Source organism: Arenicella chitinivorans, from assembly GCF_014651515.1.
Classification (GTDB): Bacteria; Pseudomonadota; Gammaproteobacteria; order Arenicellales; family Arenicellaceae; genus Arenicella; species Arenicella chitinivorans.
Genome location: NZ_BMXA01000001.1, coordinates 506,306 through 531,519, shown reverse-complemented (window position 1 = coordinate 531,519; position 25,214 = coordinate 506,306). Strand labels below are relative to the sequence as shown.

23 protein-coding genes are annotated in these 25,214 nt (G+C 51.4%); 9 read left to right on the top strand and 14 right to left on the bottom strand.

The window, feature by feature from the left end:
• Window positions 1-98: 98 nt before the first annotated feature.
• The 4 genes from IE055_RS02385 to IE055_RS02370 are packed head-to-tail and all read left to right on the top strand — an operon-like array spanning window position 99 to window position 3,593.
• A complete protein-coding gene (locus tag IE055_RS02385) occupies window positions 99-1,412 on the top strand; it encodes a TRZ/ATZ family hydrolase (RefSeq protein WP_189398399.1) in 1,314 nt (437 codons plus the stop codon).
• Window positions 1,409-2,128 carry a bifunctional 2-polyprenyl-6-hydroxyphenol methylase/3-demethylubiquinol 3-O-methyltransferase UbiG gene (ubiG, locus tag IE055_RS02380; RefSeq protein ID WP_189398398.1) on the top strand — a complete coding sequence of 240 codons (720 nt, stop codon included), beginning with the start codon at window positions 1,409-1,411 and terminating at the stop codon, window positions 2,126-2,128. The genes IE055_RS02385 and ubiG overlap by 4 nt, the downstream gene beginning before the upstream one ends.
• Before the next feature lie 3 nt (window positions 2,129-2,131).
• Entirely contained in the window at window positions 2,132-2,800 is a 669-nt protein-coding gene (locus IE055_RS02375) for an HAD family hydrolase (RefSeq protein ID WP_189398397.1), read from the top strand.
• A 55-nt stretch (window positions 2,801-2,855) separates the two neighbouring features.
• Window positions 2,856-3,593, top strand: coding sequence for an SDR family NAD(P)-dependent oxidoreductase (locus IE055_RS02370; RefSeq protein WP_189398396.1), 738 nt, complete (start codon window positions 2,856-2,858; stop codon window positions 3,591-3,593).
• 14 nt (window positions 3,594-3,607) lie between these two features.
• Here IE055_RS02370 and IE055_RS02365 read toward each other — a convergent pair whose 3' ends face one another.
• The 10 genes from IE055_RS02365 to xerD all read right to left on the bottom strand — a co-directional run bounded on the left by IE055_RS02365 (window position 3,608) and on the right by xerD (window position 13,953).
• Window positions 3,608-4,492 (bottom strand): glycosyltransferase family A protein, encoded by an 885-nt coding sequence (locus IE055_RS02365; protein WP_189398395.1) that lies wholly within the window; start codon window positions 4,490-4,492, stop codon window positions 3,608-3,610.
• Window positions 4,493-4,494: 2 nt separating this feature from the next.
• Window positions 4,495-5,256, bottom strand: a complete 762-nt coding sequence (locus IE055_RS02360; RefSeq protein WP_189398394.1) for a glycosyltransferase family 2 protein — start codon at window positions 5,254-5,256, stop codon at window positions 4,495-4,497.
• A gap of 34 nt (window positions 5,257-5,290) precedes the next feature.
• Window positions 5,291-6,250: a pseudouridine synthase gene (locus IE055_RS02355; RefSeq protein ID WP_229794084.1), complete on the bottom strand. Its 960-nt coding sequence runs from the start codon at window positions 6,248-6,250 to the stop codon at window positions 5,291-5,293.
• Complete coding sequence (gene scpB / locus IE055_RS02350; RefSeq protein WP_229794083.1) at window positions 6,240-7,073, bottom strand: SMC-Scp complex subunit ScpB; 834 nt, start codon at window positions 7,071-7,073, stop codon at window positions 6,240-6,242. The genes IE055_RS02355 and scpB overlap by 11 nt, the downstream gene beginning before the upstream one ends.
• A 44-nt stretch (window positions 7,074-7,117) precedes the next feature.
• The gene (locus IE055_RS02345; RefSeq protein ID WP_229794082.1) at window positions 7,118-8,008 is read right to left on the bottom strand and encodes a segregation and condensation protein A; all 891 of its coding nucleotides are present in this window, start codon (window positions 8,006-8,008) and stop codon (window positions 7,118-7,120) included.
• 35 nt (window positions 8,009-8,043) lie between these two features.
• Window positions 8,044-9,264, bottom strand: a complete 1,221-nt coding sequence (locus tag IE055_RS02340; RefSeq protein WP_189398392.1) for a tryptophan--tRNA ligase — start codon at window positions 9,262-9,264, stop codon at window positions 8,044-8,046.
• Between the two features lie 81 nt (window positions 9,265-9,345).
• The gene (locus IE055_RS02335; RefSeq protein WP_189398391.1) at window positions 9,346-9,969 is read right to left on the bottom strand and encodes an L-threonylcarbamoyladenylate synthase; all 624 of its coding nucleotides are present in this window, start codon (window positions 9,967-9,969) and stop codon (window positions 9,346-9,348) included.
• Between the two features lie 2 nt (window positions 9,970-9,971).
• A complete protein-coding gene (gene folK / locus IE055_RS02330) occupies window positions 9,972-10,481 on the bottom strand; it encodes a 2-amino-4-hydroxy-6-hydroxymethyldihydropteridine diphosphokinase (protein WP_189398390.1) in 510 nt (169 codons plus the stop codon).
• 40 nt (window positions 10,482-10,521) lie between these two features.
• The gene (gene pcnB / locus IE055_RS02325) at window positions 10,522-12,234 is read right to left on the bottom strand and encodes a polynucleotide adenylyltransferase PcnB (RefSeq protein ID WP_189398389.1); all 1,713 of its coding nucleotides are present in this window, start codon (window positions 12,232-12,234) and stop codon (window positions 10,522-10,524) included.
• 810 nt (window positions 12,235-13,044) lie between these two features.
• Complete coding sequence (gene xerD / locus IE055_RS02320; protein ID WP_189398388.1) at window positions 13,045-13,953, bottom strand: site-specific tyrosine recombinase XerD; 909 nt, start codon at window positions 13,951-13,953, stop codon at window positions 13,045-13,047.
• A 136-nt stretch (window positions 13,954-14,089) separates the two neighbouring features.
• Between xerD and IE055_RS02315 the strand changes: the two genes are divergently transcribed.
• Together IE055_RS02315 and IE055_RS02310 are read left to right on the top strand one after the other, a co-directional pair.
• Entirely contained in the window at window positions 14,090-14,677 is a 588-nt protein-coding gene (locus IE055_RS02315) for a Maf family protein (protein ID WP_189398387.1), read from the top strand.
• Window positions 14,670-15,443, top strand: coding sequence for a glycosyltransferase family 2 protein (locus tag IE055_RS02310; RefSeq protein ID WP_189398386.1), 774 nt, complete (start codon window positions 14,670-14,672; stop codon window positions 15,441-15,443). The genes IE055_RS02315 and IE055_RS02310 overlap by 8 nt, the downstream gene beginning before the upstream one ends.
• Window positions 15,444-15,453: 10 nt before the next feature.
• Here IE055_RS02310 and IE055_RS02305 read toward each other — a convergent pair whose 3' ends face one another.
• The 4 genes from IE055_RS02305 to IE055_RS02290 are packed head-to-tail and all read right to left on the bottom strand — an operon-like array spanning window position 15,454 to window position 18,504.
• Window positions 15,454-16,440, bottom strand: a complete 987-nt coding sequence (locus IE055_RS02305) for a S49 family peptidase (protein ID WP_189398385.1) — start codon at window positions 16,438-16,440, stop codon at window positions 15,454-15,456.
• Between the two features lie 44 nt (window positions 16,441-16,484).
• Window positions 16,485-16,856 carry a Rieske (2Fe-2S) protein gene (locus tag IE055_RS02300; RefSeq protein ID WP_189398384.1) on the bottom strand — a complete coding sequence of 124 codons (372 nt, stop codon included), beginning with the start codon at window positions 16,854-16,856 and terminating at the stop codon, window positions 16,485-16,487.
• The gene (locus IE055_RS02295) at window positions 16,853-17,521 is read right to left on the bottom strand and encodes an HAD-IA family hydrolase (RefSeq protein ID WP_229794081.1); all 669 of its coding nucleotides are present in this window, start codon (window positions 17,519-17,521) and stop codon (window positions 16,853-16,855) included. The genes IE055_RS02300 and IE055_RS02295 overlap by 4 nt, the downstream gene beginning before the upstream one ends.
• Window positions 17,521-18,504 (bottom strand): RluA family pseudouridine synthase, encoded by a 984-nt coding sequence (locus IE055_RS02290; protein WP_189398383.1) that lies wholly within the window; start codon window positions 18,502-18,504, stop codon window positions 17,521-17,523. The genes IE055_RS02295 and IE055_RS02290 overlap by 1 nt, the downstream gene beginning before the upstream one ends.
• 1,336 nt (window positions 18,505-19,840) lie before the next feature.
• Here IE055_RS02290 and IE055_RS02285 point away from each other — a divergent pair.
• The 3 genes from IE055_RS02285 to IE055_RS02275 all read left to right on the top strand — a co-directional run bounded on the left by IE055_RS02285 (window position 19,841) and on the right by IE055_RS02275 (window position 25,211).
• Entirely contained in the window at window positions 19,841-21,946 is a 2,106-nt protein-coding gene (locus IE055_RS02285) for an Rne/Rng family ribonuclease (protein WP_189398382.1), read from the top strand.
• Window positions 21,947-22,240: 294 nt separating this feature from the next.
• Window positions 22,241-24,016, top strand: a complete 1,776-nt coding sequence (asnB, locus tag IE055_RS02280; RefSeq protein ID WP_189398381.1) for an asparagine synthase (glutamine-hydrolyzing) — start codon at window positions 22,241-22,243, stop codon at window positions 24,014-24,016.
• A complete protein-coding gene (locus tag IE055_RS02275) occupies window positions 24,006-25,211 on the top strand; it encodes a glycosyltransferase (RefSeq protein ID WP_189398380.1) in 1,206 nt (401 codons plus the stop codon). Before asnB ends, IE055_RS02275 begins: the two co-directional genes overlap by 11 nt.
• The last annotated feature ends 3 nt before the right edge of the window (window positions 25,212-25,214 follow it).

Here is a 25,214-nt window from a genome sequence, read left to right as displayed (position 1 = left end):
AGGGTGAATTACATTAGGCGCACAAGTATATAATACACGGCGACACAAATCGCGATGGCTTTGAATAAGCCACTTATTAAACAAAACGCATTGACACCATGTCCGTAAAATCCATTATTGCCGCCCGCTGGGTAATTCCAGTTCAGCCGCGCCAGCAAGTACTCGAGAACCACGCGTTGGTTATCGAGAATGGTCGAATCACCGACATTCTTCCGACCAAAGACATCAGGTCCAAATACCCGGATACACCCGTCACGGAGCACAATACGCACGCGCTGATACCGGGCTTCATCAACGCCCACACGCATGCCGCCATGAGTCTGTTCCGCGGCATGGCAGACGACGTGCCATTAATGGACTGGCTGAATAACCATATCTGGCCCGCCGAAACCAAATGGGTTGGGCAGGAATTTGTGCGGGACGGTGTTGAACTCGCGATTGCCGAAATGCTACTGGGCGGAACCACCTGCTTCAATGACATGTACTTTTTTCCAAACATTGTTGCCCACATCGCACAGGAAATGGGCATACGCGCCTTTGTTGGTTTGATCGTGATGGATTTTCCAACTTCTTGGGCGGATTCGCCTGATGCCTACTTTGATAAAGGCTTACACGTACATGATGAAGTGCGCTCATTGTCGCGCATCGGCACAACCCTTGCACCGCACGCGCCATACACTGTCTCAGATGCACCGCTTGAACAGGTCCGAACGTATGCCGACGAGCTCAATATACCGATTCAAATGCATGTACATGAGACCCGCAACGAAGTGTCTGACGCAGTCGCTCAAAATGGTGCTCGTCCATTGGCTCGATTACATGCACTTGGTTTACTGAACCCACGCATGATGGCTGTGCACATGACGCAATTGACAGACGACGAAATCGCACTGTGTGCCGAGCAAGGGATCTCGATCGTTCACTGTCCTGAGTCGAATCTAAAATTAGCCAGTGGGCAATGCCGGGTTGCAGATTTGTTAGCTGCGGGAGCCAACGTCTGCTTAGGCACCGACAGTGCCGCCAGCAACAACGACCTGGATATGCTGGGTGAAATGCAAACGGCAGCATTGCTGGCTAAAGTCACCGCGCAGAATGCACAGGCTCTGCCCGCCTGGCAGGCGCTCGAAATGGCGACCATCAACGGCGCTCTCGCCCTCAACTGTCAGGACCAGGTGGGCTCGCTGTGCATCGGGAAATCAGCTGACTTTATCGCCATTGATTTAGACCACATCTCCACACAACCCGTGTATGATCCGGTGTCGCAGATTGTCTACAGTGCGTCGCGTGAACAGATCACCGATGTCTGGGTAGAAGGCATTCAGCGAGTAAAACATAAGCAGCTGGTAAACATCGACATCGAACACCTGCTGCAAACTGCCCGCATGTGGGGCGAAAGGTTATCTACGTCATGACGAAACCCAATACGGTCGGCGATAACGTCGACGCCAGCGAAATCCGCAAATTTGAAGAACTGGCTTCGCGCTGGTGGGATCCGCAGAGTGAATTCGCGCCGCTGCACGCCATTAACCCGTTGCGAACCGAGTACATAAATCTCCGTTCACCAGTAACCGGTTTACGCCTACTGGATGTCGGCTGCGGGGGCGGCCTGATCAGTGAAGCCATGGCACACTTCGGCGCTAAGGTCACCGGAATCGACATGGGGGAAGCGCCTTTAAATGTCGCAAAACTCCATCTGTTAGAAAGCGGAGAGGACGTCGAATATCTACAAATCACCACCGAACAACTGGCGGAACAACGCCCCGGCGAGTATGACGTGGTAACTTGCCTGGAAATGCTCGAACACGTACCCGACCCAGCGTCGATTGTTGCCGCCTGTGCTAAATTGGTCAAACCCGGTGGCGATGTGTATTTCTCTACCATCAATCGCAACCCTAAAGCATGGTTGTTTGCCATCGTTGGCGCGGAGTACATTTTAAATTTGCTGCCACGCGGTACACATGAATACGACAAACTCATCAAGCCCTCTGAACTGAGTGACTATGCGCGTCAAGCAGGCCTGAGCCTAAAAGACATGACCGGGCTACATTACAACCCGTTGACCAAGCATTACAAGCTCGGCCCCGGCGTAGACGTTAACTACATGATCCACACTAAGAAAGAGCACTAGACAATGCAGTTACGAGCCCTTTTGCTCGACCTAGATGGCACCCTGGTCGATACCGCGCCAGACATGGTCGGCGCCCTAAATCGCCTACTCGATGCCCACCAACGACCAGCCTGCGATCTATCCGCCGCGTCGAAATTGGTCTCGAATGGCGCGCGCGCACTGATTGAATTTGGCTTCCCTGATATTCAAAACGAGCGAGAACAGCAAGCGCTTATCGAACAGTTTCTAAGCACCTACCAGCAGCATGTGTGCGTGGACAGTGCTTTATATGACGGCATGCATGACGTGCTTTCGTATTGTGAGTCGAATGATATTAAATGGGGCGTCATCACCAACAAGCCGCTGCATTTGGCGAAAGACGTGATGGCGGGGCTTGGTTTACTCGAGCGCTGTGCCGTTCTGCTTGGTGGCGACAGTTTACCGGTCAAAAAGCCCGACCCGGTTCCCATGTTGCACGCCTGCATGCTACTCAGCGTGGCGCCCAGCGAATGCCTATACATCGGCGACCATGAGCGAGACGTTCAAGCTGGCAATGCCGCCGGCATGGACACCGGGGCTGCAGCGTGGGGATACTTACCGCACTCAGTGAACCTCGAAGACTGGAACCCCACCTGCATTTTCTCGACCCCCGCCAGCCTCGACGAGTACATGACTGGGCGCGGCAATACCTGATTTCACTTAGTCTCCATGCAACTCCATTAGAGAGTGAGTTACTCGATTAAACATAATGTCACAGCAAACATCTCAAGACATGCACACCGTAAAAAATAAAACCATACTCATTACCGGGGCCGCGAGCGGTATTGGTCGCAGTGTATCCGTAGGGTTAGCGGAAGCCGGAGCCACGGTGCTTATGCTTGATAAAAAGTCGCGGCATCTCGAAACACTGTCGGATGAGATCTTGGATCGCGGGTTCACTTCCCCAGTGATTTTACCGGTTGATCTGATGACCATCACGCCAGAAACCGCCACCACGCTCGCGCAGGCGGTATACGATGATTTTGGCAAGCTCGACGCACTGCTGCACAACGCTGCTGAGTTGGGTTCACCGAGCCCTATGGACCAATACGATATGGATTACTGGCAAGCGGTCATGCAGACCAATTTGCATGCGCCTTATCTGCTGACTCGTGCTCTACTGCCACTGCTTCGTCAAGAAACTGACACCCAACTGCTTTTCACCTCGGCTGATGTCGGCCGTGCGCCACAAGCGTACTGGGGCGCTTACAGTATTGCCTACGCGGGGATTGAAGCACAAATGAAAATTTGGGCTGAAGAACTCGAGAACACGTCTCACATCAAGGTTAACTCTATCGACCCCGGTCCGGTTCGTACACAATTACGGCGTCGCTCACACCCTGGAGAAGATCAGGCTTCGCTGCCAACACCTCAAAGCGTGGTTCCAACTTACTTATCTATTCTCGCAGGGGGCCATCGCCACCACGGGCAACAACTCAAGGCCTAGTGCCGTGCTTGTCGTTACTGACGTAATAACTGAGCCGCCCGCTGCCATCCTAGCAGCCTGACCAACTTGATATACGCTCGGTGTTGCAATGTTTTGCGTTGATTAATTCGGATCGACATCGACAGAAACGCACGGGCTTCGCTGCTCAATTGATGGCGAGCACAAGCACGTCCATAACGAAACAAGAGCAGACTGAGTGCTACTCGATCAGCTTTACCTTGATCTGGCAAAGTTGGCAGGAACGCATCGACAAGCTCAACCACTCTGCCTGCCTGAATAGCCAGCGCTTGCAGATAGTCTGCTACCGCCGACTGATCGTATAAACGCCGAGACTGCCACGCCTTCGGTTCAAAACTCGGCGTCTCACCCAACGTCGATGCAGCAGCTACAAAGCCTTGTGTCCACGCACGGACCAAGTATTCCCATGCGGTACTAATGGGTAGTCCCATCCAGGGGCCAAGCAAGTCCCACCGCGCACGACGTACTACCCAACCATGAACGGCGACATCCGGATTCAATAAAAGAGCAGATCGATCCAACGCACTGCCTGGTGCTGCCACTGCGTCACAGGCAGTATGTTCATCCAGATAACGGCACGCGTTTTCAATGTACGACTCGCTGGGCAATGACAGTGCGTCGAGATACATCAGGTAAAGGCCGCTCGCATTTAACCGGCCAGCCTCGAATCCCGCCGCACGACTTGGCGCTGATTCGAAGCATCTGACCTGTTGTTGTTGACGTACCCAGTTACTAAAATCCGAGCTTAGACTGTGTGAGTTTTTAAAACTGACTAGTATCAGTTCAGTATCTTGTGGCAATTGAGCCAACATGCTCAAGATGCTTTGCTCGCTCGCTTGCACCGCAAATTCAACCGGAGCAACAACCGACAGTATCGGCATGCCTATGCTCGGCCGCGACGAAAAAACTGCGGCAGTTTTACACTGAACTTAAGGAAGAAGTAGCTAAGCGGAGAACGCTTAAGACCGAGCTCACGCAAGGCATGATACGACTCCCAGTTACCACGCCACATCGTCTTGAAGCTATTATTGGTCACACCACCAAGCCGCATTCTTACCCAAAGCGAATCAATATAACGACTACGAACTGCATGTACTTCAAACGCGCGCGCGCAGAACTCCAAATCTGACTGATAGCGCAGATCAGTACGGTACGCACCGACCTTATCGTAGGTAGAACGGCGTAAATAAAACGTGGGATGTGCCGGCATCCAACCGGTGAAGCAAAGTCCAGGCGTATGCGGCCGCGATTGCCAATAGCGCGTAACATGACGCGTATTGTCGGCTTTCACGTAGACCAAATTCGCATGACACGCATCGTACTCCGGATCGCGCAGCGCCTCAGCGACTTGCGCTAATACAGTCTCATCTTGAAACACATCGTCTGCGTTGAGAAGACCGATGACCTCACCGGTCGCCAGCGCAATGCCTTTATTCATCGCGTCGTAAATACCGGCGTCTGGTTCAGAGACAAATTTAGCTGGCTTAACTGTGGCCGCGTTTATCCTAGCGACAGTGCCATCGGTCGACGCGCCGTCGATAACAATATGTTCGACGTAAGGATAAGTTTGGCTGGCAACCGACTGCAAGGCTTCAAGAATCGTTTCCTGCGCGTTGTACACCACCGTGATGACGGAAATTCTCATCTAAGCGGGGGCGTCGTTGCTGGCAAACCCGCAATCACGACTTAGTCGAACGCCTTCTGGCAGTTGTACTACCGGCACGGGAATTACCTCGTGTTGACTTATTGGGTGATTTTTTTGTCGGTCTAGGGGAACGGTCGGTAGACGCTCGCTGCCCTCGGCGCGTCGTGCTTGATGCTCTGGCGGGCTTGCCCGATGTGCGCGAGCCGGGGCCGTCACGACCCGCAGAATAAAGCTGTCCGGCAAACGCATCGCCGAGCCCAACAGAGCGCACCAGTTTTTCTAACTGCTTTGGCGCTAATTTGCTACTTTGCCCCTGTTTCACATCGCGTGTAAGTTTGACCGTACCATACCGAATACGTTTCAAGCGACTGACCGTGTGGCCCACAGCGTCCCACATACGGCGGACTTCACGATAGCGACCCTCGCGAATCACCACGCGATACCAACGATTGGTCCCTTGCTCCGCCATATCCGCGGGCTGAACGCTATCAAACTTAGCTTTACGACCATCGATCATAACGCCATCACCGGTCAGTTTTTGAACCGTTTCATCGCTGGCTACACCTCGAATTCTGACCAAATACTCGCGTTCAAGCCCGGTCGATGGGTGCATTAATTTGTTCGCCAACTCGCCATTGTTAGTGAATAGCAACAGACCACTTGTATTCAAATCCAGTCGCCCTACTGAGACCCAGCGTCCATTTGGGATGGCTGGCAACTTCTCGAACACAGTCGGCCGTCCTTTGGGGTCACTGCGTGTACAAATCTCGCCCTCAGGTTTGTGATACATCAAAGCCCGAATCGGTTCCGTCGCAGCCGAGTTTAGCGACACCAAGTTACCATCCAGAAGAATACGATCTCGCACCGTGGCCCGATCACCCAACTTGGCACGCTTGCCATTGACCGTGATTCGCCCGCTTTCAATCCATGTCTCAATTTCGCGACGTGAGCCATGCCCGGCGTGAGCCAACAGCTTCTGTAGTTTATCGCTCATCGTCTTCGTCACGCTGTGAAGCCGTTGCCGAATCAACACCACTGATCTCGTCCAATTCGACGCTCTCGGTATTTGCTGATTCGTCATCCTGCGCCGCGTCACTCCGTCGCAATGTAATTACTTCCGCGGAACTCTTGGCATCAGGCTCATTTTCATTATCTGGCGCCACACCATCCATCGGCAGGGTCAGGTTCATATCTTTGGCAATCTCACCAAGTGCGCGTTTATCCATTAACTCAGGTAGTTCGCGCAAGCTGGTCATATTGAAATATTCCAAAAAACCTTGCGTCGTGCCAAACAGCGCGGGGCGACCAGGCACATCGCGATGGCCGATCTGGGTAATCCAGTCCCGCTCTTCGAGCACGCGAATAGTATCACTGCTTACCCCGACACCACGAATTTCTTCGATATCGCCCCGCGTCACTGGTTGACGGTAGGCAATGATCGACAAGGTTTCGAGCAAAGCGCGCGAGTAACGCGGTGCTTTATCGCCGCGCAGTTTACGAAGCCATGGCGAATATTTTTCTCGGGATTGAAAGCGCCAGCCATTACCAATCCGACGCAGCTCAATTCCGCGTTTAGCATAACGTTCTTCGAGTGCCAATAACACATTCTGAATGTCTACCTTAGTTGGCTGAGCGTCTTCCGGAAATAACGAGATGATTTTGCGCACACCCAGTGGCACTTTGGACGCGAACAGCGCAGCTTCGATAATATTGGTTAACTCGCTGTCAATTTGCTGGTCATCGGTTGTTTCATCTGATGTCGATTCGACCTGCTGATCCGCCTCTTTTTTCGCCATATTTAAATCTTTCTGTTTCATGTTTCTACCAGCTCGACACCCTGCTGTGACGAACACCACACTGCTTACGCAGCGCGCTTAATATGAATCGGCGCCAGCGGTTCGGTCTGTACCACCACCAGCATGTCATCGCGAAATAATTCGAGTAACGCGATGAAAGTCACCACAACGCCCAATCGCCCTTCCGCATGGGTAAATAACTCCTCGAAGCGAAGATAATCTTGGTTCTGTAAGCGACTCAATATGTTCGTCATTCGCTCGCGCATTGACAACATATCGCGTGAAACTTTCATATGCTGATTTGCATCCGCTCGTTCGACCACCGCTTGAAATGCTTTTACCAACTGTTCCAGACTGACCTCTGCCTTCACTTCCGGCGGATTCGGATCGTCGAACACAGCTTGTGAAGCGAAAATATCACGTTCCAGTCGCGGTCGATCGTCTAGCTCATTTGCGGCCTGGCTAAAACGCTCATATTCCTGCAGGCGACGAACCAAAGCCGCCATTGGGTCCTCCTCATCTTCTTCCTCGGCTTTGGGACGCGGGAGTAACATGCGAGATTTAATTTCACCCAGTAGCGCCGCCATCACCAAATACTCGGCCGCGAGGTCAAGATTCGCCGCGCGCATAATTTCAACATAGGTCATATATTGACGCGTTATGTCGGCAACTGGGATATTTAAGATATCCAGATTTTGTTTGCGAATCAGATACAAAAGCAAATCCAGTGGACCTTCGAAACTCTCGAGCACCACTTCGAGCGCATCGGGCGGAATAAACAAATCCTGTGGCCATTCTCGCATCACCTCGCCCATCACCACAGCACGCATACTCTCAGTATACATCTGCACCTGTGCTTTCTCGGCCTGCGGCGACGGTGCCTGCTGCGCAGACTCTGAACCCAATGGTTGTTCAGTCGAGCCTGAAGTCGGGTTTTGCGGATCTTGGTTACTCATGAGTTTATTTTAGCAGACGCGGCAGACCGTTCGGCTCAGTAGTAGTCTAAGTTCATGGTGGAACGCACTTGCTCCATGGTTTCGTCTGCGGTTTCACGCGCTTTTTCACAGCCGTCGGCAATGATGTTACGAACCAGCGTAGGATCATCTATGTAGGGTTGCGCCCGCTCCGCAATCTCGGCTTGCTCTTTAAGCAAGGCTTCAATCAGGGGCTGTTTGCAATCAACACAACCAATACTGGCGGAACGGCAACCTTCGTTCACCCAGTCCCGCGTGCTCTGGTTTGAGTACACATGGTGGAACTGCCAAACCGGACACTTATTCGGATCACCTGGATCATTCCGGCGGACCCGAGCAGGGTCAGTAGGCATGGCACGAACCTCCTTCTCGACACGCTCCGGGTCGTCCCGTAGAGCAATTGTATTGCGGTACGACTTGGACATCTTCTCTCCATCCAGACCCGGCAATTTGGAAGTTTCAGTCAACAATGCTTCCGGCTCGGTCAGGATTGTGCGACCACCGCCCTCCAAATAACCGTACAGCCGTTCTAACTCAGCATTGGTAATATTTTGATTACTTGCGAGTAGTGCCTGGGCTTTTTCAAGCGCTTCATGGTCGCCACGTTCTGTATAAGCATTCTTCAAGTTTCGGTAAAGCTTAGCCCCGCGCTTACCGAGTTTACGAATAGCTTCTTCGGCTTTCTCTTCAAACCCGGCTTCGCGACCGTACAAATAGTTGTAGCGTCGAGCGATCTCGCGCGTCAGTTCAATATGCGGGACCTGATCTTCACCAACCGGCACCTGCGCCGCATGATACAGCAAGATATCCGCCGCCTGTAACACCGGGTACCCCAGAAAGCCGTGCGTCGACAAATCACGCTCGCTCAGCTTTGCCTGCTGATCTTTATAAGATGGCACGCGTTCCAACCAACCAAGTGGCGTAATCATCGACAATAACAGGTTGAGTTCGGCATGCTCCGGCACACGCGACTGAATAAACAAGGTTGCACGACTTGGGTCTACCCCCACTGCCAACCAGTCAATCACCATCTCCCAAACATTATCGTTGATGGTTTCAGAGTCTTCTTCGTAGTGCGTGGTCAGTGCGTGCCAGTCCGCCACGAAAAAGTAACAGTCATATTCGTGTTGCAACTGCAACCAGTTCTTTAACACGCCGTGGTAATGGCCTAAATGAAGTCGACCCGTTGGTCGCATACCAGATACAACGCGATTAGATTGTCCAGACTTGGAGATCATGAGTTTTGGGATTCGTTTTACAAAAGGTGAGTTTACCGTTTAGGGCCTAGCAAGACTAGCACCAGCGTTGCGCAAAGCGCGCTATTGCATCAGAAAGGCGACGTCACCGGCACCCTGGCGTACAATCCGCAGACGATCATCGTGCCAGTCAATGACAGTGGATGGTTCAATAACCCCAATTCCACCGTCTACCACCAAATCAACCTCATGCTCAAGTTCAGCACGAATTTGTTCTGGATCAGCCATTGCCATTTTCTGGCCAGGTAAAATAAGACTGGAGCTCATAATCGGTTCGGCAAGGTCGGCCAACAGAGCGCGAACAATCGCGTTATCAGGAATACGGATACCAATGGTACGCCGTTTTGGATGAACTAAGCGATTGGGGACCAGACGTTTTGCGGCTAGGATAAACGTGTAAGCACCCGGCGTTAACGATTTGATGAGACGATATTGCTCATTATCAATTTTGGCGAACTGAGCAACCTGCTTGAGGTCTGCCGCCACCAAAGTGAAATTATGGTGTCGATCGAGTTTACGAATGCGTCGTATACGATCCACCGCGCGCTTATCATCAAGATGGCAACCTAAAGCGTAACTGGAATCGGTTGGGTAGGCGATCAAACCGCCCTGACGCACAATTTCGCTGGCCTGTTGAATCAGACGCGCTTGGGGATTTTGAGCATGAATTTGAAAATACTGCGCCATCGCTAAACTCTAAGGAGAGACACAAACTGCCCCTCGAACCGGGAAGGTTCTGATACTAACTTAGTCGGGCTACCGATCAAAGCGTGATGATTATCCGCTAGCAACTCGGCCAGTGGCAAAAGCACGAACAATCGCTCTTGCAGCCTCGGGTGGGGCACCGTCAAGCGTTCAGTATTCTGTATGTGATCACCATAAAGCAGCACATCGATGTCAATGGTGCGCGGCGCATTTTGGTTGCCCGCGTCCCGTCGACGCCCCAGTTGTTGCTCAAGTTCTTGCGTGTACACGAACACCTTGTCCAACGGGGCCCTGGTTTGCATTTCCACCACGCAATTTATAAAGTCGGGCTGCTGAGCGTAGCCCACCGGCGAAGTCAGATAAAAACGTGAGCATCGAAGTCCAAGACAGTGATGCCAACACCGTAGCGCGCTACGCGCGTCCACCAGTTGCTGCATCGGGTCACCCAAGTTCGCACCTAACCCCAGATAGACGTTGACCGTTTGTTGACTCACTGACTCAACCTTAGGTCAGGACAAAGTTTTAGCGCGGTGGCTAAAAATGCGGCGAATCATCAACTGAGAGTTTGCGTTTGCGTCGAACTTTTACTTTCTTCTTGCTGGCACCACTCGACGTTACGCCAAATTCATCTGCGGGTCGTGCATCAACATAACGCTGATCGCCAGCAGACGCACGCCGACCAGCGCCTGGCCCGCGGCGAGTGGCTTTCTTGGCGCGTTTCTTACGCCGCCGTCCGCCTTCAGTCTGAGTGCGCGCATTGCCTGCACCACCATTCAAGTCACCGCCATTAGAACGCGCATTGCGCTTCGCCTTTTTACCGCGTCGAGTCCCGGTCTTCTTCTTGCCACCGCGACGCTGCTGCGGCTTTGGTTTGGCTCCATTGCCAAACCCGTCATCGACGCCACCAACATACACACCCTCGTAATCCGACGTGCTGACATTGTAATTAACGCTGTTAAAATTCGGCTCTTCATTACCCTGTTGTGGCTGACGTTGTTGCTTGTAAATTTTTCCGACTTCCGCAATCATTTCATCGCGTTCGTCTGCATCCACTTCCTGAACACGGGTCCACCACTCACTGATTTCTTCATCCACTTCGTGCACGAGAGTACGAAGTAATAGAAAATCATAAGCAGCCCGAAAGCGCCGATTATTCAAGCTTGCTTTCACCATACGCGGGTTGCGCTTAATGAGACGAAAATGAATATTCCAGATATCCAAGATGATATCGGCCAAGCGTCGTGGTACAGCAACGTATTGATTTTGATCGCGCAGCGCATCATTCATCGCGACGCGCCATGCATGAGACTCGCTCGCACCATCGTCCATGAGTACTTGGGCGTCAGCCTTGACCGGGTCCCACATCATACAGGCAAACAAGAAGGCTGGAATAACGGGCTTGCCCTCTCGGACCCTGCGGTCCGTATTTTGCAATGCGCGTTCCGGCATCCCTTCCACACCATCGACCACCATCGTGTCGGTGAATGGAAAAAGATACTTGAACAAACCGTACTTGCGCAGCAACAGATAGGTGTCGTACGCCGCGCCGCCGTGGAACAGTTTAAGGACTTCTTCGAACAGCCGCGCACTGGACACATGCGACAATAGCTTTCCCTGATTTTCGATCATTTGCATTGCTTCTGGCTCCATATCGAAACCAAGTTTTGCGGCAAATCGAATCACCCGGAGCATCCGCACTGGATCTTCAGTAAAGCGTTGCTCAGGTTCACCAATACTCACTAGCTTTTTTGCGCGAATGTCCTCTATACCGCCCATAAAGTCGAGAATTTCCTGGTTGACACTGTCGTAGTACAACGAATTGGCCGTGAAATCACGACGCACTACGTCCTCTTCAATGGAACCATAGACGTTGTCGCGCAACAGCTGACCTTGATCACCTTCCGACATTTCGTGACTCGACACACCGTCTCGATCGCTGGCATCAGCGCGAAACGTAGCGACTTCAAGGACTTCGTAGCCGAAGCGAACGTGGACAATTTTAAATCGCCGACCAATTATACGTGCATTACGACCAAAGGCTTTCTTGACCTGCTCAGGTGTGGCATCCGTGGCGATATCAAAATCCTTTGGTTTGGTACCGATGATCAAGTCACGCACACATCCACCAACAAGGTAGGCCTGAAACCCGGCATCTTGAAGCTCTTGCACTACGTGCAGTGCTTTTTCACTGATATCTTGGTTATCAATTCCAGCTTCGACCGCTGGCATTACATTTGCTGTTTTCAAGGTAAGTCTCTTACATATTACGGGCCATTGCCTACGAGCACAGCGTGCCGGTCAGCCCTATCTGAAATTGCTATGAATTAAAAGAATCTGCTCAAGCTAAACGCGAGCATTCACTCAATTAGTATGTCCCGATTTTTGATTATTCTTAACATAGTCTCTCTACAACTAAGACCAGTATGTCCAGCAGGCCATACAAGCCGCAACCCTATTCACACACACGGCTACGCTCGAGACCTAATCATGAGGCCAGCAACTGACTGTACCTCGCCAACATGAGGATGCCACCGCTGGTCACAGCATGGCACAAACCTGACCTCACATATTCCAGTATTCAAAACACGCTGTATTGAGTCGATACAGCGAGCACTAAATACCAGGCTCTAATGCTAGTTACCCAGTTATCGTAAAACGTTAAACCAGCAACACCGTGGAGCGTGTCGCACTGCCGATACGCGATGGGGCCGCGCCGTCGATCAAACCAAGTTCTACCTAACAGACACGCTCAAAGGCAACTGTCTGATACGGGGCCGAATCGGAGCGATGTCAAGAAATTAACAAAGGCTGTCGCACCTTCCCTACAACTAGAATGCGTTTTCGCTGGATTAACCTTTATATAGTGACGAACACGATTTGTTAAACCCCGCTCGTCCTGGCCACGGCGATGATAATACGCAGCAACGTGTGCCGCCATCTATGTGCCAGATCGACACGCAAATTATTCTTCTTCGACTAGCTGCGTGCTGGAATCAATTTTCCAGTCCACATTTTGCCCAACTTCGCCCCCAGTTACCAGTACTATTTAATAAAAAATCAGCCTCTTGGGTGGTGACGCATATGCAGTGCTTGGAGTCGTTCACGGGCGATGTGTGTGTAGATCTGTGTGGTAGAAAGATCAGCATGTCCAAGCAGCATTTGCACGGAACGCAAATCTGCACCATGGTTAATCAGGTGAGTGGCAAATGCGTGACGCAATGTGTGCGGCGACAACGTCTGCCGAATACCGGCTGCCAATGCGTATTTCTTTATCAAATGCCAGAATGCTTGACGCGTCATTGGACCACCGCGCGTCGTCACAAATAAGGCGTCACTGTGTTTAGTCTTGAGCAATTCATCACGTGCACTATTTTGATAGTGCTGAATCCAGTCAATTGCCTGTTCCCCTAATGGCACGAGACGCTCTTTATTGCCCTTCCCAACGATGCGCACCACGCCAACATCGAGATTAATCTCGAGCAAGGTAAGCGCAACCAGCTCGCTGACACGCAGACCCGTAGCATATAAGGTCTCAAGCATTGCGCGGTCGCGCAATCCGAGCGGACCCTGAACATCTGGAGCCTCTAGTAGCTCGGTCACCTGGCGCTCACTCAGCGTCTTCGGCAATGGACGGCCTTGCTTAGGCGATCGCACTTGTGCACAGGGATCATCCGGCATCGTGCGCTCACGCACAGCGTAGCGATAAAAACGCCTCAGGGTGGACAACACGCGCGCACTGCTGCTGCTCTTCATGCCTTGCGCCATCAGCGCAGCTAGAAAACGCTGAATATCCACCTGTTCCACCGCGTGCAACGACTTTGCCTGCAAGAACTGTGCAAAACTGGTCAGATCCGATCGATACGCAGCGAGTGTATTGTTTGATAACCCGGATTCGACCCACACCGCATCAGTAAAAAGATCAATTAGGTCTGCGTTGCTGGACGTTATGTCCTTTTTTTCACTCATAAGATGGACTATACCATTAGTTTCGAAAGAAACCTTGAAGACCCAGTTTGACCATACCGACTGCGGCACAGGGTGCAAGTGCACGCGGTTTGACGCATAATCGCGTGTTAATCAACCTTTTTATCACTACTCGCGCATGCTAAACCCGCCACTGATCCTAGGCTCATCCTCCCCGTTTCGAAAAATGTTGCTGGAACGCTTACAGGTCAACTTCACAACGGAAAGCCCGGCTATCGACGAAACGCCACTTACTGGTGAATCACCGATCGCGTTAGTAGAACGCCTCGCGGTAGAAAAAGCACAAAAAATCGCAGAACAGCACCACCAAGGCTTGATTATCGGATCCGACCAAGTCGCAATGCATGGCGCTGAAATCGTTGGCAAGCCGAACACGCACGAACGTGCCGTTGAGCAATTGCGCACCGCCTCAGGCAAATCAATCAAGCTATACACCGGGCTCGCGCTTATCAATGCGCACACTGGCAATATTCAGTCCGAGGTCGTTCCTTTTACAGTGCACTTCAAACCACTGAGCGACGAGATTATCGAACGCTACTTGCGCAAAGAGCAACCGTATAATTGCGCGGGCAGCGTGAAGTCCGAAGGGCTCGGCGTGGCGTTGTTCGAGCGTTTTGATGGTGATGACCCGAACGCGCTGATTGGTCTACCTTTAATTCGCTTGGTATCGATGCTGGAAGCCGAAGGATATGATCTTTATGCCTGACGCCGGTTTTCTGTCCTGCATCACCCCGGTCATTTTAACCTATAACGAGGCAGCCAATATTGAACGGACTCTAGCGCGTTTGAGTTGGGCGAAGCGTGTACTGATCCTCGATAGCTTAAGTACGGATGACACGCAGGCACGCTGCCTGGCGTTCCCCAATGTTGATTTCAAACAACGCCAATTTGATCAGCACGCCAAGCAATGGAATGCAGCAATCGAGCATGTAAAAGATGCTGAGTGGATTCTTTCTTTGGACGCGGATTATGTGCTCAGTGAAGCTCTGATTGACGAGCTGAGGAGCCTCGAACCCGCCGATGACGTAATCGCCTACTGGTCAACATTCATCTACAAAATTCGCGGCAAGAGCCTCAGAGGCTCATTGTACCCACCGGTACTGACACTGTTCCGGCGCGGTGCTGGTCACTACGTTCAGGATGGCCACACGCAACGCTTAGAGGTCCATGGTAAAACGGTTGAGCTAACCCATCCGATCTACCATGATGATCGCAAATCGGCAAAGCGTTGGCGTCAATCTCAACGCAAGTATGCGCTGCAGGAAGCGCACAAGCTTGCCAGCACTCCATTCAACTCGCTGCGACTGCAGGACAAACTGCGCGTCCTTGGGCTCGCGCCCCTGCTGGTAATTCCCTATACACTACTCGTACGTAAGGTGCTTTTCGATGGTTTGCCAGGGCTTGAATACACCTGGCAACGCACCTTAGCTGAATGCTACCTGCAACTGGCTCGCATCGGCATATTTAAGTAATCACCCGCGCTTAACGAATGGTCGTGGCGTTCAACCCTAAGGCATTGACGACACCGGCCCCGACTGACGCACCAAAATCTTGAGTTAGCTGCTCGAAAAAGCCGGGGCGGTAGGTGTAATCCACCACCGTTTCCTGGCCAATCACATCCCGAGCCACTGTTCCCAAGCTTCCATATTCATCGACTAACCCCAGTGACTTAGCCTGCGCGCCACTCCAAAACAAACCTGTAAATAAATCCGGGTCATCAACCAGCTTGTCACCCCGCCCAGCTTTGACTTTATCAATAAACTGCTGATGCACAATGGCCAACATGGTCTGCGCGTGCGCTTTTTGCTCAGCCTGTACTGGCAGGAATGGATCTAAAATCGACTTGTTCTCACCGGCGGTCAGCGAACGACGCTCCACCCCCAGCTTTTCGATGGCATCAACAAAGCCAAAACTGTCCATACGCACGCCGATGGAGCCGACAATAGATGAAGGATTCGCGTAAATCTTATCCGCCGCCGCCGCGACATAATAGCCACCCGAAGCACACACATCTGAAATCACCACATGAAGTGGCTTTTCCGGATACTTGGCACGCAAGCGCGATATCTCACTATTGATATCGTCAGACTGTACCGGGGATCCGCCCGGACTGTTGATTCGCAGCACCACTCCCTTCGAGTTCTTAGAGGCGAATGCGCGACGCAAGCTACGATTCATTTGATCTGCATCAACCCCACCACTGACACCAATTGGCCCTTCTAGCTCAACCAAGGCCGTGTGCGGTTTAGACGCATTCAAATCGGTGCCAGCACTGCCAGCAAAAAGCATCAACGACATCAAATACAACACCACCAAACCCAGTACCAGAAACTTGAAAAACCGACGCCATTTCCGGTCATTCATATAATCCTGCGCAAGGCGCTCCAGAATTTCATCGCTTGACACCCCAGCCCGATTACTTCCAGGTAACGGGCCAGGGTAGGTCTTATTCTCTTTACGTCCAAACATATTTTCTCTCGTTAACTCATTGCTCAAATGACTGATTGCCCTCGTCAATCAACCAGCGTGTAATTGTCATTGGCCAAATATAAGTGTTGGTTTTCTTCTACGATTTCAATAGGTGTCAACCCCACACCATAACAAGGCCCACCCAGACACGCACCTGAATCCGGCGCATATTCAGCACCGTGTGTCGCACAAACCAAGGTGCGCCCATCATCACTAAAAAACTCACCCGGCATGTAATCTAACTGAATAGCAATATGCCCACACTGGTTAAGATAGGCAAAATATTGACCATCAAAACACACCACAAAGGCTGGAATAAGGACCCCGGCGGCATTGCGCACATCAAAACGCACGCCTTTACCACCCTCATTCAAATCGGCGGTACTGGCCAACGCAACTCGTTTATGACTGCTCATGTGAACACCTTTTGCAGTCGGCCGCTGGATAACCATGAACTGACATCATGAAAGGAAGACACCACATCCAACGCCGAGGTGGCACCAAGGTCGGACGCCCCGTGCACACCATAGCTGACGGCCAAACCGTCAATATCGGCATGCGCGGCCATCTCCATGTCAAAGGTGGTATCACCAATCATAAGCGCCTTATTTGGGTCAACTGCGGTGAAATTCAGAATCTCCTCCAACATTTGCGGATGCGGCTTGGATCGCGTTTCGTCGGCACATCGCGTATAGGTGAAATGTGAACCCAACCCTGTGGTTTCAAGGGCGCGCGTCAACCCAGCGCGCGACTTTCCGGTCGCCACGGCCAGCAATGCACCGCTATCGGCGATATACCTAAGCCCTTCGAGCACGCCATCAAACAATCGTTGCTCGGTGACATCGCCGGTAACAAAGTGATATTTGTAGGCCGTGATCAACGCTTCCAGCTGCTCGGGCGAGGCTTCAGGAAAAAGGCGTTGCATAGCCTCCAGAAGTCCCAAACCAATAATCTGCTGAGCGTCATGCGTCGAAGGAACCGCTAGCCCGACATCTCGGGCAGCCGCTCGAATACAGTTAGATATTTTGGCAGCCGAGTCCATCAGCGTGCCGTCCCAGTCGAAGATAATTAATTGATACATCAGTTCAAGCTTAGCGTTAATTGAGTCAATACGGCGTTCAAGTCGTCTGATAACGGCGCCTCGACTTGCAATTCGGCATCCGTAATCGGGTGACGAAAACGCAGACTCACCGCATGCAGAAATAACCTTGATAAACCGAATGCTTTCATGGATTTATTAAATTCCAGGTCCCCATACTTTGGATCGCCGGCAATTGGATGACCTTCTGACAGGGCGTGCACGCGAACCTGATGGGTACGTCCGGTCAACAACTTGACTTCGACCAGTGATGCAAGGTCGGACACACTAACCGGACGCATGATTGAGCGCGCGTACTTGCCCTGCGCATCCACAATGACCACGCGCTCACCATGTTGTCGTGCCTCGGTGTTCAGCGGCTTAACCACATTACGTTCTCCATGACGCCAGCGGCCTTTCACTAACGTATAGTAACGCTTATCTAATCGGCCTGTGGTCAATGAGTTGTTCTTAAAATCTTCATGTAGAGCTTTTAATACACTGGCTTTTTTAGCGAGCACCAAACACCCCGATGTAGCACGATCCAGGCGGTGTACTAATTCCAGATACCGCAAATCCTGTCTTACCGCGCGCAACGCTTCTATCAGGCCAATCTGAATACCACTTCCAGCATGCACAGCCATACCAGAAGGCTTATTGATAATCAGTAAGGCGTCATCTTCAAACAGGGTTGCTCGCTTTAGAAACTCGTAACGCGTGGCGTCAATATTTGCCGCAGTACGCTCTGCCAACCGGATTGGTGGAATACGCACTTGGTCACCGACCTTAAGCTTAGTGGTTTGTTTAACTCGCCCTTTGTTAACCCGCACCTCACCTTTACGGATAATGCGATAAATATGCGTTTTTGGCACACCCTTTAAATGCGTGAATAAAAAGTTATCCACGCGCTGACCAGCATGCACGTCATCAATCGTGACAAATGAGACCTGGTGATGCTGTTTTAGTGTTGGCGGAGTTGGAGACACACGGCTTCTCGGCAGAATCAAAGGCGTGATTATACGGCAGTTTTACATCTCGCCCAATCACCGCCAGCGCTAATATTGGTGCGCAATTAGGGCAATTGCGTATTCGATTCTTAACTGTTATTATCCGCCAGTCCGGTGCTATTGATGGTAACCGCGATGGTTTTTCGGGCCACGCATCCGAACACCTCGCGGCCATGTGAGATATCACAATTCATCTTGCATCGAACACGACAAAACTCTGTAAGTTGTATTGCCACTGAATGGCTCGCCCCGCGTTCCTCCAGTTCACAATAGACTTACCGGAATCAGTAAAGACAAAATCGGTTTATACACACTAAATGAATCGAGGCTGGTCAAGCTGGTTACACCACCTAAATGCTTGCCTCTCACTTATTTGATTAGCTGGCATCCTACGGTGGCTTCTGCTGCATTGGAATCGCAAAATGATGGACTTCACATCTCGTGAACATCATTTTCATCGCATGATCGACACACGCTCGATCTGTTGAACAGCGTAGCACTCTAGCGCACAGGCGTTAATAGACGTAACCACCGCCACCTCTTTTTTCGCAAACCGACGAGCAACACATGGCTCATTTGTACTTTACACCCAGGGCAATGCGCTTCACCCTGATTTATGAAACGCAACGGGCAGCTAAATTTAATTAAACACTGCCAAAACAGTTGATGATCAAGGACTAGGCACAGCAGTTATTGCGCTTACTTGATCGTGATGAGCGAGCAGAATTTTCTGCGCGAATCGGACCATAGGACCGTTTCAGTGCAGGCAAGCCAGTTCTGACGTTCGCAAGCTAGCGAAATCGTTAGTGATTGAACAGATTACGCTCGACACTTGATGACGAGCAACCGGACTTGGTTGGAGCCCGAACAAGCCGCACATACTTCAGTGACGAATTATTGAAGTCAGTACGGTTAGATCGAAGAACTGTCGATACGGCAAATCCACCAAGTACGTAATGACTGGTCCACACACGCGACAGGCACCACGCCGACGCAATGTTAGATCCGTTATCAATGCAGCCCAACACAAGGCCTTATGATTGACTTACAGTCAGTCGTCTCAGCCTTGAACCTGATTAGGCGAGGCGCATTTCATAACGACTTTGACTTATAGTGTCACGACCATGACAACTCAGTTGAATCACTGACGCCGGTGTTCTACCGGTTTATTTCGCCACATATCGCGTGCAGCTTGGCCATCCGAATGGTCTAGTTACACACTCTATGGCCGGTTTGCAGCCTCACGATTTAGCGCATCGCTTGGTGCCCTCCCGACACCACTGTTTTCGAACTTGCCAACGGCAAAGAGGAAGACATGAAAAGAATGCTTTTTAACGCAACGCACCCAGAAGAACTGCGCGTTGCGATTGTAGATGGACAAAAACTGGTTGACTTGGATATAGAGTCAGCCAGCACTGCTCTTAAGAAAGGCAATATCTACAAAGGCAAAATCACTCGCATCGAGCCAAGTCTCGAAGCGGCGTTTGTTGAATATGGCGGCAATCGCCAGGGCTTCTTGCCAATGAAAGAAGTGTCGCGCACTTACTTTCAAAACTATAAATCAGAAACACCTATTTCGCAGGTCAAGATCGCTGACGCATTGAAAACCGGTCAAGAACTGCTGGTCCAAGTCGAAAAAGACGAGCGTGGCAACAAGGGCGCAGCTCTGACCACCTTTATTAGCCTAGCAGGACGTTATTTGGTGTTCATGCCGAACAACCCGAAAGGTGGCGGCATCTCACGTCGCATCGAGGGCGAAGAGCGTCAAGAACTGCGTGACGCCATGTCACAACTCGAAATCCCCAAAGAACACGCCTTAATTGCGCGTACTGCGGGTATCGGAAAAAGCCCTGAAGAACTGCAATGGGATCTGGATTATCTGCAACGCTTATCTGACGCTATTCAGGAAGCGGCCGAATCACAACCAGCACCTTTTCTTGTCTACCAGGAAACCAATCTGGTAGTTCGTTCGATTCGAGACTATTTCCGCAGCGACATCACCGAAATCATCATTGATGACAAAGAAATTTTCGAGCGCGCTACTCGCTTTATGAATCAAGTGATGCCGCAAAACGTCATCAAACTTAAGCTTTACGAAGACACAGTACCGCTGTTTTCACGCTATCAGGTTGAGCATCAAATCGAGTCGGCTTACGCCCGCGAAGTCCGTCTACAGTCTGGCGGCGCACTGGTCATTGACCCAACTGAGGCGTTAACCTCAATTGATGTCAACTCCGCACGCGCGACCAAAGGCGGTGACATTGAGGAGACCGCATTGCAAACCAATTTGGAAGCGGCCGAAGAAATAGCACGTCAGTTACGTATCCGCGACCTCGGTGGCCTCGTCGTCATTGACTTCATCGATATGCTCGCAAACAAAAACCAACGTGCTGTAGAACAGTGTTTACAGAAAGCGCTGAAGGCGGATCGGGCACGGGTGCAAGTAGGACGCATTTCGCGCTTTGGCCTGCTGGAGATGTCACGTCAACGCTTACGCTCCTCAATCAGCGACTCAAACTATCATGTCTGTCCACGCTGCGAAGGTAATGGCCATATCCGCAGCGTCGGCTCGTCGGCCCTAAGCGTGCTGCGAATCATTGAAGAAGAGGCGTTGAAAGAGAACACAGAGGCGATTAATGCGCACTTACCAATCAAAACAGCAACGTATCTGTTAAACGAGAAACGCCACGAAGTCAGCTTACTTGAAAACCGACTTGGCACAAACATCACGATCGTGCCGACGATTGAGCTCGAGACACCGCACTTTAAAATTCAACGCCTGCGCAGTGAAGATTTGGATGAGATGCCGAATTTGCCGAGCTATAAAACTGAAATTCAAGAGCCCAAAGAAGATACGCGCAAGGCCAAATATCAAAAGAAGAATCAAAGCAGTAGCGTCGTAATCGCGCCGAACACGGCACCTGCGGTCGCCATTGAATCGATCCAAATGGACAATGCACCTGCCCCCGCACCGAAACCTGAACCAGTACAACCTGGTCTTTTCGTACGGTGGTGGCGCGCACTGTTCGGCACAGGCGAAATTGAAGAAACCAAGCCTAAGAAGAAAAGCCATAAGGGCAATAATCAAAAGTCACGTCAAGGTGGTAACAACCGCGGCGGCAAAAAAGGCGGTAACAGCAACCGGAACCAGAATAACCGCGGCGGCAAAGGCAAACAACACAGCCAAGGCGGTAACAATAGAAATAGCGACCAAGGCAAGAAGGACGGCGGTGCGCCGAACAACAATTCCGAAGGCAAGCCAGGCGGAAACAACCGTAACCGGAATCGCAACCGTAACCGCAATCGCAACCGCAATCGCAACAACCAAAACGGAAATAAGCAGCAAAATTCGAACGATCAAGCTGCAAAGCCCGCTAACAAAGCGGCCAACACCGCGCCTGCAGCGGAGAAAGCCAGCTAAACCCGTCTAAACGTCGGCAGCACATTATTAATAAGTGCCCGCCGCTAACCCGTGACGTCACCCAGCCCTCGATTGGCATACTTCAAGCTAATCGAGGGTTGCTCGTTGGGGATTCATTCTGCAACCAAAGCGCATACGGCACACGGACGCCGACCAAAAGGATGAAATCGGTCTTACGAGGTAAAAAAACACCCTCGAGCACGCCATTCCAGAGGCGCATTCTGCGACGAACTACGCATTTCGCTAAGTTGCTGATATAGTTACCAATCTTGTAGCTATTCACGTCATAAAATTATGTGTGGTATTGCCGGATTACTCAGCACCAAACCTCGAAGTGACATTGCCACGCCACTCGCGGCGATGCAAAAAGCGCTCCGCCATCGTGGTCCCGACGGCCACGGCGATTACGTCGCTCCGTCCAAGCAGGCGGCCCTCACCCACACGCGTCTCGCGGTTATTGACCTGTCTGCCAACGGCAAACAGCCAATCAGCACCTCAGACGGTCGTTTCACCATTACCTTCAACGGCGAGATATATAACTACCTGCAACTCAGACGCCGATTGGAAGCCGATGGCGAAACGTTTAGCACCCAAACCGACACCGAAGTCATTCTTAAAATGTACCGAGCCAAAGGCAGCAAATGCATTCACTTTCTGCGCGGCATGTTTGCATTTGTAATTTGGGACGAACAAAAGAAGGAGGCATTTGCAGCACGCGACCCGCTTGGCATCAAACCGTTCTATTATGTGCAACACACATCGGAATTCGCCTTTGCCTCTGAACTGCGGGCTACGTTGGCCAGCGGACTAAGTCATCGTAAACTATCGAGCGGCGGGTTGACCGGCTATTTTCTACGTGGCACCCCGCAAGAACCTGCCACGCTAATCCGCGACATACGAATGCTGCCGGCCGGCGCCTACCTCACTTGGCGACAAGGCAAAGTACGCGTTAAAAATTACTGGTCTTTGAAATTCAAACCACAGTATGTCAACCGCAAACAAGCTACCGAAATCACTCGCACGGCACTCGAAGACAGTGTGCGCGCACACTTCGTGAGCGACGTCCCGGTAGGCATCTTCCTAAGCGGTGGTATTGACTCTACGGCACTCGTGGCGTTAGCAAAAAAGGTTACCAATAAGCGCATCAACACGTACTCATTGGCATTTTCCAACCCCGAGTGGAACGAAGCAGACATCGCGAAGCGCACAGCCGCACATTTCGGCACCAACCACACCGAACTAACGATGACGCCGATGCTGGCTTTACCGCTTTTCCAGCAATATCTGGATGCGGTAGATCAACCTACTATCGACGGATTCAACACGTTTTGCGTTGCCAAACTGGCACATGACCACGGCGAAAAAGTTGTGCTTTCGGGGCTTGGCGCCGATGAGCTGTTCGGTGGCTACAAGTCCTTCAGCTTGATCCCAGACATGTTGCGTCAGAGCGCACGCGTCCGACCGGCACTACCGATTATTCAGGCCTTAAAACCTAGCTTGCAGAAGTTTGTGCCCGTCAAATATCGTCGCATGCTGGACGCACTGTGCAATCCGAAATCCATTGCAGCCGCGCATCGAAGTTTGCGGGGCATTTTTGCCACCGGCGAAGCACTCGTACTGACTTCACAATACGCTGATAAAGCGGGCGGTATCCCTAGATTGCCGAAAGACGCATTCGAAGACATGGCAGACAATATCAGCGCACATGAAATCAATGTATATATGCGCAATCAACTGCTACGAGATAGTGATATGGCAAGTATGGCTTGGGGCTTGGAACTACGTGTTCCGTTTGTCGACAAAATCTTGGTCGACCGGGTCAGCACGATCCCATCGGATATGCGACTTATGACCGGCAAACAACTTCTAATCGATGCGGTACCCGAGCTACCGAAATGGGTAACAGAACGTGAAAAGCGAGGTTTCCGCTTCCCTTTTGACGAATGGTTTTCCGATGAATGGCAGTCCCTCACACGTCCGTCTGTGCCAAAATGGATTCCGTTAACACCATGGTACCGTCAATGGAGTTTGATTGTGTTTGAAGAATGGCGAAAACGGCATGTCCGCTAAGTTAGCTGCTATGCGGGTACTGCACGTCATCCCATCCGTGGCTCCATGCCGAGGCGGTCCCAGCAAAGCAGTAATCGAGATGGTTTCAGCCTTGCGACGAGCCGGCATCAATGCCGAAATCGCGACCACCAACGATGATGGCCCGCGTAAGCTTGGGGTCAACATCAACGCGTTGACTGAATATCAAGGGGTTCCGGTTCGCTACTTCAACCGGATCTCGTTCCCAATAACAGCATTGCGCGAATACAGTTACGCACCGGGGTTTGGGCATTGGTTGAAGCATCATATTCATGACTACGACATCATTCACGTACATGCGATATTTTCGTACTGCTCAACAAGGGCAATGCAACTGGCACGCAAAAACCGCGTACCGTACGTAGTTCGTCCCATCGGGCAACTTGAAAGATGGTCATTACAGCAATCGAAGGGGCGTAAGCAGTGGTACCTTGATTGGATCGAACGAAAAAATATTACCAACGCTGGCTTTGTGCAATTTACCGCCGCTGCCGAAATGCAGCAAGCTCAAGAAGTCATTCATGCGATGAAGTCGGAGGTCATCCCGCTTGGGCTTGAAATGCCAATGGAAGTTCGCGGCGCTCGTGAAAAACTTGTTGCCCGACTGAAACTCAAGCGTGAATGTCCGATCGTGCTTTTCTTATCACGCCTACACCGCAAAAAAGGGTTGGAAATACTATTCGAATCGGTGGCTAAAATTCCTGACTTAAACGTTCAGCTCATCGTTGCTGGTGACGGCGAACCGGACTATGTTCAGCATCTCAAAAACCTTTCCACATCCTTGAAAATAAACAACAATTGCCACTTCGTTGGTTTTGCCAAAGGTGCCGAGAAAGCCCTATTACTGCAGGGCGCAGACCTGTTTGCATTGACTTCTTTTTCAGAAAATTTTGGTATCGCTGCATTGGAAGCATTGGCCGCTGGCACACCCACCTTATTAAGCACCGAGGTTGCCTTGTCGCGTACGGTGGCTGAACATGACGTCGGGTACGTCACCGAACTTGATGTCGACGACATTGCCCGCACTCTGGCACACGCCGTGACGGACCTCGAAGCACTACAGGAGATGGGCAATGCGGCCAGAGACTACGTGGAACAACACTTTCAATGGTCCCACGTAGTTCAGCAATTAATCAGAAACTACACGGCAATACGAGATTCATCGCCAGTGCGATAACAC